The organism is Pseudomonas sp. (assembly GCF_026224925.1).
Lineage (GTDB): Bacteria > Pseudomonadota > Gammaproteobacteria > Pseudomonadales > Pseudomonadaceae > Aquipseudomonas.
Window position 1 is genome coordinate 1 of record NZ_JAMFRV010000540.1, and the last position, 10673, is coordinate 10673.

General features: G+C 57.4%; 8 protein-coding genes. 2 read left to right on the forward strand and 6 right to left on the reverse strand.

What is annotated here, in order from left to right:
• Nucleotides 1-197: 197 nt before the first annotated feature.
• The gene (locus tag M0974_RS22755) at nucleotides 198-779 is read right to left on the reverse strand and encodes an Rrf2 family transcriptional regulator (protein ID WP_297842126.1); all 582 of its coding nucleotides are present in this window, start codon (nucleotides 777-779) and stop codon (nucleotides 198-200) included.
• 225 nt (nucleotides 780-1004) lie between these two features.
• Between M0974_RS22755 and M0974_RS22760 the strand changes: the two genes are divergently transcribed.
• Both M0974_RS22760 and M0974_RS22765 read left to right on the forward strand, forming a co-directional pair.
• Complete coding sequence (locus M0974_RS22760) at nucleotides 1005-2210, forward strand: NAD(P)/FAD-dependent oxidoreductase (RefSeq protein WP_297842129.1); 1206 nt, start codon at nucleotides 1005-1007, stop codon at nucleotides 2208-2210.
• A gap of 249 nt (nucleotides 2211-2459) precedes the next feature.
• Entirely contained in the window at nucleotides 2460-3578 is a 1119-nt protein-coding gene (locus M0974_RS22765; protein WP_297842132.1) for an HPP family protein, read from the forward strand.
• Between the two features lie 91 nt (nucleotides 3579-3669).
• Here the strand turns inward: M0974_RS22765 and M0974_RS22770 are convergent, their stop codons facing one another.
• The 5 genes from M0974_RS22770 to M0974_RS22790 all read right to left on the reverse strand — a co-directional run bounded on the left by M0974_RS22770 (nucleotide 3670) and on the right by M0974_RS22790 (nucleotide 10643).
• Nucleotides 3670-5955, reverse strand: coding sequence for a molybdopterin cofactor-binding domain-containing protein (locus M0974_RS22770; RefSeq protein ID WP_297842134.1), 2286 nt, complete (start codon nucleotides 5953-5955; stop codon nucleotides 3670-3672).
• A complete protein-coding gene (locus M0974_RS22775; protein ID WP_297842137.1) occupies nucleotides 5952-6434 on the reverse strand; it encodes a (2Fe-2S)-binding protein in 483 nt (160 codons plus the stop codon). Before M0974_RS22775 ends, M0974_RS22770 begins: the two co-directional genes overlap by 4 nt.
• Entirely contained in the window at nucleotides 6431-7717 is a 1287-nt protein-coding gene (locus tag M0974_RS22780; protein WP_297842140.1) for a cytochrome c, read from the reverse strand. The genes M0974_RS22775 and M0974_RS22780 overlap by 4 nt, the downstream gene beginning before the upstream one ends.
• Before the next feature lie 58 nt (nucleotides 7718-7775).
• Nucleotides 7776-9833, reverse strand: coding sequence for a methyl-accepting chemotaxis protein (locus M0974_RS22785; protein WP_297842142.1), 2058 nt, complete (start codon nucleotides 9831-9833; stop codon nucleotides 7776-7778).
• A 132-nt stretch (nucleotides 9834-9965) separates the two neighbouring features.
• On the reverse strand, nucleotides 9966-10643 hold the full coding sequence (locus M0974_RS22790) for a response regulator (RefSeq protein WP_297842145.1): 678 nt from the start codon (nucleotides 10641-10643) through the stop codon (nucleotides 9966-9968).
• Nucleotides 10644-10673 lie beyond the last annotated feature (30 nt).

Consider the following 10673-nt stretch of genomic DNA (forward strand, 5'->3'; position numbering starts at 1 on the left):
GATCGAGGGGCGATTCCTAAACCGGGTACGCAACCGGGTACAAACTTACCGACTTATCCGTGAAACCCAGTAAATACGAGGCCTTTAGAGCCATACTTCTGGTTTAACGTATTTCGCCAAAGTCTTTTTCGAACCGGCTGCTGAAGCCGGCGAAAAAACCTGACGTTTCAACAAAGCCTCCTTAATTGGGGGCTTTGTTATTTTGATCCCTCGGTAATATCTACCAACGGTACGGTTGCCGTGCCTGCCGCTTGCACAGTACTGGCCGAAGCTTTGCTCTCACGTCGGTTGGCCATCCAGTCGTTTATGCCTGCCGAAAACTCTACAGGAGCTTTCCTGCCAAGGCGTCGGGCCAAGTCCAGAATGGTCTGCTGGCTGAGTGCATCCTCCATCCGTTTTTGTGCAGTCACCATGGTCGCGTGCACCGCACACATACCGTCCAGCGCCCACTCAGGCGGTGAGCCGTCAAACAATACGCATCGACCTCTAATTTCCCGGCATTCGAACGCCGACTTCTGCCCATCGATGGCCAGAGCGATATCCAAGACGGATATCTCGTCCGAAGGCTTGGCCAGCTTGAAACCGCCCCGAATACCCTCCGTAGCAACGACCAGCTTAGCTTTTGCGAGCTTGGTAAATATCTTGGCCAAATAGTCATGTGGCACACCCTGAAGATCAGCAAGGTCGCGAACGCTAGCTTCACGACTGTCGCCAAGCTCATCCACCAGAAAAAGCAGGCAGTGAATACCGTATTCCACTCCTGCGCTGTAAAAAGCCATGTAAATCTCCGACTAAATCATTCCGGCTAAAGCTAACAGGAAGACTTGTATTGCGCAATTTATCGGTGCTGATACGAGAGAATAGAAAAAGCTTGCGATGCTTAACTACGACAATTATAGTCGTAGTTATTGAGGCGACGGAGATTAATCATTTCGCTTCCAGGCTTGGCATCCAAGATCATGAGGATTGCCCGGCCCAAATCATTCGCTTAAACGGGACGACATATGAAACAGAATATTTTGATAATCGGTGCTGGATTTGGCGGTATGTGGAGTGCGCTGAGCGCTATGCGTTTACTGGACAAACATGACCGTCACGATATTGAGGTCACGGTGTTGGCCCCGGAACCGGAGCTTCGTGTACGCCCACGCTTCTATGAGCCAGATGTGCATCTGATGCGCGTGCCCTTGAGTGATCTTTTCCAGGCGACTGGAGTTCGCTTTGTGAAAGGCTTTGTGCAAAAGATCGATGTGGCCGAAAAAACCGTGTCGTACCTGAATGAGCAAGGCGATTCGGCCAACCTTGCCTACAGCGTCTTGGTGCTTGCCGCTGGCAGCCACGTCAACCAACCAGACCTCGCCGGGTTTGAGGCCCACGCATTCAATGTCGATACAATCGACGATGCAAGCCAGCTTGAGGCCCATATCAAGGCCTTGCGCGGACTCCCCGACACGTCAGCTCGTAATACCGTGATTGTCGCCGGCGGTGGTTTTACCGGTATCGAAACGGCGTGTGAGATGCCAGCTCGACTGCGCGACGCTTTAGGCGAAGATGCGGATGTCCGGGTGATTATTGTTGACCGTGGCGCAGACGTCGGCGCATCGCTCGGCAAAGAGATCAGTACGTTCATTGCTGAAGCGACCACTGAACTGGGTGTGCAATGGCAGCTTAACGCTTGCGTTGCTGCGGTGGACGAGGACGGTGTCACGCTCGCAGATGGCCAACGCATCGAAGCGAAAACAGTTATTTGGACCGTAGGCGTTCAGGCAAGCGAACTGACCTCACACATACCCGCCGAACGAGACACACTGGGGCGACTGCACGTTGATCGCAACCTGCGAGTGATAGGCCAAGCAGACGTATTCGCAACGGGCGATACTGCCTACGCGGCAACCGACGACGTGGGCAACCATGCGCTGATGACCTGCCAACACGCGATAGCACTCGGCCGATCTGCTGGCAACAACGCGGCGGCGCAGTTGCTCGGTGTTGCTCCCCTTCCATACAGCCAAGTGAAATACGTGACCTGCCTGGACCTCGGCGCTTGGGGTGCCGTCTTCTCCGAAGGCTGGGACCGCCAAGTCAAGTTCGTGAGAGCGGAAGGCAAGCAGATCAAGACGCAGATCAATACCCAATGGATATACCCGCCAATCGCCGACCGCAGTGTGGCTCTGGCTGCAGCTGACCCATTGATCCCGGTGGTTGCATAACCCCAAGCAAATCTCGGGGCGCGCCCTTGAAGTCACTTCGGTGACTTCAAGGGCTGATCACCGTTGCGCAGGCGCTATCAGAATAGGGTGAGAATGCAGGGCGCTATGTGGCGCATATGGACCTTAAGGTTTAAGGTTCGCCATCCACGCCCAGGCAACGAATGCAGTTGCAGGCTCTTTCTTCTATTCGATATCAGTTTGATCATGCCAGCCCCATCACCGCCTCCACGCAACACTCGCACCGCCCTCATGTCACGCTTTCGCGCGCTTTGGCCAGCACCGCTTGCCATCGATGCGTGGGAAAAGTGGCGCGCCAGTTGTGGCGCAGCCTTGGGCATCCTGCTAGTTGCCGTTGCTGCGGCCTATTGGCTTGAGGGAACGACTGCGGCGGAACACAGCATGCTTGCCTTGGCTCTCGTCGCACCGCTCGGGGCCAGTGCGGTGTTGGTGTTTGCGGTGCCATCCAGCCCTTTGGCTCAACCCTGGTCTGTGCTGGGCGGCAATACATTGTCGGCACTGGTTGGGATTGCCTGCGTCAAGTGGGTGCCCGACGCAACCCTTTGCGCCGCACTTGCGGTGAGTCTGGCCATCGCCGTTATGTTTGCCTTGCGCTGTCTTCACCCGCCAGGTGGGGCCTGCGCACTGTTAGTGGTGATCATGGGCTGCGATCGATTTGAGTTCGCGCTGAGCCCAGTGCTGATTGATTCATTGCTGCTAGTAATCGCGGGTTTGCTCTACAACAACCTGACCAAACGTCCGTGGCCCCATGTCCAGCAATCAGCAGCGCCGCCAAGTGGCAGCCGTTTTAGTACCGCGGATCTGGATGCTGCCCTCGCCCACTACAACCAGGTGCTGGACGTCAGTCGCGATGACCTGCAAGCCTTGCTCGAACAGGCAGAAGCTTCTGCCTATCAGCGAAAAATAGGAGAGTTGCACTGTGCTGACGTGATGAGCCAGAACCCTATTGCAGCCCGTCAGGAAATGCCGCTGCGTGAGGCTTGGGCGTTGATGCGCAAGCACAAGATCAAGGCGTTGCCGGTGATAGACCGACAACGACACCTGCTGGGCATCGTGACAGTGGCTGATTTCATGCAACAGATAGATCTGGACGCCCACGAAGGGGTTGGCTGGCACCTGCGCGCACTGCTTCGCCAAGCCCGCGGAAGTCAGCCAGGCAACATCGTCGGGGAAATAATGACGCGTACTATCCGGGTGGCCAGCAGCGATCGTTTGCTGATCGATCTAGTGCCAGTGTTCTCGGAGAATGGACATCGGCACATACCGATTATTGATGCTCAAAGACACTTGGTTGGCATCATCACCCAGTCAGACCTGATCAAAGCTCTGTATGCGGCGGTGCGTGCCTAGATTAAAAATCTTAATTGCAGGAGCGCGGCGGAGTCTTTTTGCCGCTATCTAACGATCAAGCCCCAGGCTTAGGCCCAAGGCTTGACGTAAATCATGCCGGATTAGAAGTTACGCCCTCCACGCCCCTCTTCAACGGCTCCCCCGCCAACGGCGTATCACGTAACCGCTTGCCGGTGGCATTAGCAATCGCGTTGGCAATCGCGGCAGGCGTTGGCCCTTGGGACGCTTCGCCCACACCGAGGAACGGCATGCCAGGTCGGTCGATCATATGAACGCTGATCGACTTCGGCACCGACGAAAAACGCAGAATAGGGTAAGTGCTCCAATCGAAGCTGGTGATGTTTTGGACATTCCAATGGGTCTGCTCAAACATCGCCCAACTCGCGGCTTGAATAATGCCGCCCTCGACCTGATTACGTGCGCCGTCCGGATTGACCAACTGCCCGCAATCACAGGCCGCAACGACCCGCTCTATCTGCACACTCCCGGTTTTCGGTTCAACGCTCACTTCCATCGCGATGGCGAAGTAAGCCATCAAATTCTTGTACTGCGCGAAGGCAAAGCCGACACCTCGCCCTTGGGGCAGTGTGGCGCCGGGTTGCCAACCAAACTTTTTCGCTGCCAGTTCAATCACGTCCCGCGCACGGGGGTCGTCCAGATGTGCCAAGCGAAACGCCACCGGATCGGCGTTGGCCGCGAGCGCCAGTTCATCGATGAAACTCTCGATGCTGAATACATTGTGATACGCACCCAGCGAACGCATGGCCGAGATCCGAATAGGCATGGTTGGCAGGAAGTGATACTGCACTTGCAGATTGGGAATGGTGTACAGCGGGATGCTATTGCGCTGCCCATCGCCTTCGGGCATCGGGATCGGTTGGGGAGGCGCGGCCTTAAACGGAACCGACAACAGCGTCGCGGGTATAAAGCGACCCGCATTGGCGATGCGGAAGTTGTGGGTGTTGCTCCACACCTGAAACTTCCAGTCGACAATTTTCCCGGCAGCATCCAGCGACGCGACGATGTCGGTAGTCATGGCCGGACCGAACGGCTCGCCCGTGTGCTCTTGCTCGCGCATCCATTGCACGCGAACCGGATGCCCAGGCACGGCCCGCGCAATCAATGCAGCATCAGCAGCCACATCGTCGGCACCGTTATGCCCGTAACAACCAGAGCCTTCGACGTGCAGGCAGCGAATGTTTTGTAGCGGCATCGAAAGCAATTCCGCCAAGCCGGCGCGTAAGGGATAAACGCCTTGGGTATGGGTCCAAACCATCAGCTGATCGCCGTCAAATTGCGCCAGTGCGCAGGACGGCCCAATAGAACCGTGGGTCAAATAAGGTTTGGTATAGCGCGCATGCAGGGTTTTTACCGCGGGTGCCGCTGGGCCATGTTGATCAGCAACGGGTATTTCCTGAATCGGCGAATCCATAAGTAACTGATGGATCGTTGCTTGATCAGGCAGCGGCGGTCCCGGGCTCCAGGTGGCGGCATTGGCCAGAGCGCGCATTGCCAGAATGGCCCGCCACTCGTCATCCGCCACCACGGCCAGGTAGTTGCCATCGCGCAACACTTTGACCACGCCGGGCATCTGCTCAATCAGGCGCTTATCAAGGGTCGCCAAGGTCGCCCCAACCGAAGAGGGTCGCACCACCCGTGCATGAAGCATCCCCGGTAAGCGAAGGTCTTGAACGTAACTTGGGCCGCCCGTCACCTTGCCGGGAATATCCACACGTTGCATCGATTGGCCAATCACCGAAAAGGAGTTCGGATCGTTGAGTGCAGAAACGGCACTGGCCGCCTGGTGCAAATTGACGTTGCCTACCATCTGGCCATAACTGGCGTGGCGACCGTCGGGGCCGGTGATGATGCCGTCCTTCACCTTTAACGTCCCAGGATCGGCCCCCCATTGATTGGCCGCCGCTTGTACCAGCAGACTGCGTACTTGAGCCGCAGCGTTGAAGATCGCCGTGCCGCTATCAGCAATCGAATGACTGCCTGCGGTGTAGCCTTCGTTGGGCGTCTTGGCAGTATCCGCCGTAATCAATACGAGGCTGTGGGTTGCGACGTTTAGTTGTTCGGCCGCGATCTGCATCATGGCTGTGCGAATACCGGTGCCCAGCTCAGCCTTGCCAGTGAAGACGGTTACTTGCCCTTGGGCGTCTATTTTTATCCACGCATCGAGGATCGGCTCGGTCTTCAAACTGCCGGGCAAGCTCGGTGTAGTGGTGGTGAACGTCCCGGCCTCAGTGGTCGACGTCACTGCAAATACCCGGGAACTTGCCAACAATGAAAAGCTGATCAACAGCGAACTCGCCACTAAAAAATGCCGGCGACCGGGGTTGCTCAGCGCATCCTGGGAATCATCTGGCCTCATGACTGTGCCTTCAATTTTACCGCTGCATTGGACTGAGCCACCTCATGCACCGCTGCGAGAATCCGCATGTGGGTACCGCATCGGCACAAGTTGGTTTGCAGATGCTCGCGAATTTGCTCGTCACTGGGCGTTGCGACTTTGTCGAGCAGCGCCTGCGCGCGCATCACCATCCCGGCGATGCAATAACCGCACTGCGCCGCTTGTTGATTGATAAACGCCTGTTGCAACGCACCCGGTTTCTCGACAGTGCCCAATCCCTCTATGGTCCGAACCGGGCGCGTACCCACCGCCGACACCGGCAGCAAGCACGAGAACACTGGCTGACCACCGACGATCACCGTACAAGCGCCACATTGTCCCAGCCCGCAACCAAATTTGGCGCCGTTGAGTTGCAACTGATTGCGCAACACATAGAGCAACGGCGATGACGGATCGACATCAATCGTATGTTGCACACCGTTCACAGTGAGCGTGGTCATGGTGTCGGAGTCTCCTTGCGAACCTTGGCGACGGCCTGGTCATCCAGCGAGGTCCACGGCGCGTGGGGGCTGTATCGCGCACGCAGGTAGTTGGCAAGTTCGGCAATTTGCGTATCAGTCAGGGTGTCGGCAAACGCGGGCATGAAGTGCGCGGCCTCGCTGGCTTGCCAACCGTTTCCGTCGAGCATCATTCGAATTGTATTGTTCGGGCTGTCAGCATTGATCGAGGTACTCTGCGCCAACGATGGCCGGTTGCCTATGGTCGACATTGGCGCGCCAGTTTCGTGGCAAGCAGCGCAAGCACCGGCAAATAGTACCTGCGCGCCAGCTAGCGCAGTTGGAACTACCGGACTGACAGATGGCATCGCGACTGGTGATCCAGGTGTTTGCAGTGACATCAAATAACCAGCCATCGCCTCGACATCTGCAAGCGGTGCATCGGCCAGTTCTCGACTCACTGGACGCATCGGCCCCGCCGCCGCGCTGTGCTCGGAGGCCAGCCCTGTGTGCAGGTAGTCGACCAATTGCGCCTGGGTCCAGGGCACCGGCGCAGCTGACAGCTTGGTCAGCGCTGGCGCATCCCAGCCATCAATCGAACCACCTGCGTAGGCGTGGCCCTTCTTCTCTGCACCCAGGATGCTCAGCGGGGAATGGCAGGCACCGCAATGTCCAAGACCCTCTACCAGATAGCGGCCGCGATTCCACTGGTTGCTTTGCGCTACATCGGCGGCCACTTCACCCAGTTTCAGGAACAGCACATTCCAGCCCGCAATGAGCGGGCGAATGTTTAGCGGGAAGATAATGTGATTGGCTGGCGCCACTGCATGCACTGGCGGGCGGCTCATCAGATAAGCGTAAATGTCAGCGATGTCGGCGTCGCTGGTTCGGGTGAAATGCTGATACGGAAATGCCGGGTACAGTAAATGGCCATCCCGCGAGACACCTCTGCGCATTGCACGCATGAAGGCGTCGGGGGACCAGGTGCCAATGCCCGTCTCGTCATCTGGGGTGATGTTGGTTGAATAGATGGCCCCAAAGGGCGTGTCGAGTTTCAATCCACCGGCAAACAGTTGGCCGCCTGTAACGCTGTGGCACACCGCGCAGTCACCCAGTGCGACCAACTGGGCGCCGTGCTCGATCAGTTTTTGATTGACGTCGAAAACGGGCTTTTGCCGCACCGCAGAGGTCAGCATCGGTATCTCAGGCTCGCTCGCGATCCAAAATCCGGCGCCGACCCCAACGACTACCATCATGGCTGCGATCGCGATCGTTGTTACGTTCATCCGCCCCCCAAGCACCTTCACCATGAAGGCGCTCTGTTTAGGGCTGATGATTAAGCGATCAGTTCAATTGGAATCGCGCGGTATTGTCACTCAATGCACGGCTGCCTTTGCTGAGCATGTCGGCTGCCTGATTGACTGCACGTGCGCCATCCAATAGGCGACCCGCCGCCTGATCAACTTGCTGGATGTTGCCACTGACTTCATCGGCGGTGCTTGCCTGTTCCTCGACGGCGGTGGATATCTGCGCCAAGGTGTCGGTGACGCCCTGTACGGCACTGGCAATTTCCCCCAGCCGCTGACCCAGGCCGGTAACCGCTGCGGCATCATTCACCGCTTGGCCGCACGCAGCATCCATCAACCCTACGGCTTGGCTAACGGTGTTGCGCAAGCTGTCGACCGTTCCGGCGATCTGCGCAGTGGAGGCCTGGGTACGCTGTGAAAGGCTGCGCACTTCGTCGGCAACCACAGCGAAACCCCTGCCCTGCTCGCCCGCTCGCGCCGCTTCGATGGCCGCGTTGAGCGCCAGCAAATTGGTTTGCTCAGCGATGCCCCGAATGGCATCCACCACCGATTGAATCTGCTGCCCTTGCTCACTGACACGTCCCAGTGCTGCGGCCGTATCGGTCAGGCGCTGGTTAAGCTGCTGAATACTTTCCGTGGTTCGAAGGCTGTCACGGCTGCTTTCTTCAGCCACTTGCCGCGTGTGCCGAGCGCTGACGGAAGCCTGCTCACAACTCTTGGCCACGCCTTGAGAGGTCGCCGCCAATTGCGTCGCCGCCGTGGCGATCTGGCTGATTTGTAGCTGTTGGTCTTCAACCTCATTCAGCGTGCGGCTGGATTGCGAATTGAGGGTTTGCACTGCGCCGCTCAACTGCAACGTTTCGTGATCGACACCCAGCAAGCTTGTGCGCAACTGCACCACCGCCAAGTTCAGTGCGGTGCTGATTGCCGCCAGCTCATCGCGCCCTTCGACCGGAACCTGAACGCATAAGTTACCGTCGCGCAACGACTGCGCCAGTGTCGTAATGCCGCTGGCACTGCGCCGAATCGACGCCTGCAGACACACAAACAGATAAAGTGCGGCCAGTAACAAGAAACCGAATATGGCGGCAACCGGAATAAACTGCCGAATGGACTGGTCGTGGTAATAGCCCAGACGATCATCCAACGACACCAAGGACTGATGGCGCAACGCGGCCAGGTCGCTGAGCAAGGCGTCGATGCTGTGATCGAAACCTTCGGTCTTGAGGCTAATACTGCCGCCAAACACCCCTTCATCCAGCACTTTCAATTCACGGTCCAGGGTTTGCTGGCTTTTACGGTATTGGTCAGCCCACGCCTGCATTTCTCGCGGCAGCCTGGCTTCCAACGAAGCACCGGTTTTATTCAACTGGTCACGCGCGTCGGCCAAACGGCTGCGCAGATCACGCATCTGCAAACGGCTCTGCATGGTGAACTGACCAGAGGCAATCGAGGTTTGCCCGACACTGGCCAGCCGACCTATACGCTCGATCAGGTCCGGCGTTTGCTGGGTGGACATTTGCATCAATACATAGGTTTCACGCCACGGATCGATGTTCAGCCCACTGTCCAAGGCGATCTGTTCGCGCAGGTTTTGCAGGGCGGTCAAGGCGGCCGTAAAGCGCTCGTATCCGTCTGGCCACCAGCCCACTGTGCGTAAGGACGCAGAATCCAAACCCGTAGTGGCAGTTTGTAGCGTCTGGTAACGGTTGAGTGTGTCCGCCTGTGCACTGTCTTTGTGCAAATCAGCGCTCAATTGCGTTAGCGCCTGAGCCACAAGAGGGTTCGCAGCATCAAGCGCGTCCTTCGCTTCACGTGCCGCCGGGGTCAGCTCGTGAAGAATATCGGCAGCCTTCCAACGTGCCGCACGGTCACGCTGAGCAGCGAGCAAATCATCCAGCGCATCCAACGCTAATAGCTGTCGAACGCCAGCGCGCTCGCCCGATATCAGCGCCAGCTTGTCGCGATAATCTTGACCAATCATCCATAAACTGCCCACCAGCGGCAGCATGAACAACAGGAAAAGCAGCTGAAACTTTCGAGCAAATCCGAAACGCCCTAGCAGGCGAATCCCCGGGGACAAAAGCGTCAGCATTTGAAACCTCTCATCGGAACACCCTCCATCGCTTGTGGCGCTAGAGGAATGCCCGCTACAAAAACACGGCGGATCGCCATTATATTCGATTTAGAAGCAAGAACTGGACCGCTAATAACAACTGTATGTCGCTTAACTAAGGGGTGAGCGCAATGCCAGCGGATTGACCATTCCCACGGCTATCGCCATTCCTACCAATTGCGGTAAATGCTCGGCCTGCATACGCTTCATTACCCGCGACCGATACAAATCCACCGTTTTTGCGCTTATGCCTAACTGCGCCGCAATCTCGCGAGTCGTATAGCCCTGCACCAACGGCAGCAATACATCACGCTCCCGGGGAGTCAACGTCAGTAGACGCGCTTGCAACGCTGCATGGTCCTGGCCTTCAGAAGCCTTTGAATCAAAACCCTGCAACGCCTGTTGCACGCTGTCGAGCAGCAATTGTTGGTTGTACGGTTTCTCGATGAAGTCATGAGCCCCTGCCTTAAATGCCCGAACAACGATGGGTACGTCGGCATGCCCGCTGACGAAAATTACCGGCAAACGCAGATCACGCATACGCATCTCTTCCTGCACATTCAAGCCGCCCATACCGGGCATGCGCACGTCCAACAGCACGCAGGCGTTGAGATTGGCGTTGCAGGCATCGAGAAACGCGTGGCCATTGGTAAATGGCACCGCCTTAAGGCCTACCGACTCCAGCAACCAGACAGTCGAGTCGAGCATGCCTTGGTCGTCATCGACAACATAGACCACCTGCTCCGCGACGCTCGTCGGGACTGCCGGGTTGTCGCGCTTGCGCGGCAGCGAGTCGGTGATGGCGACGGTGATGATGCA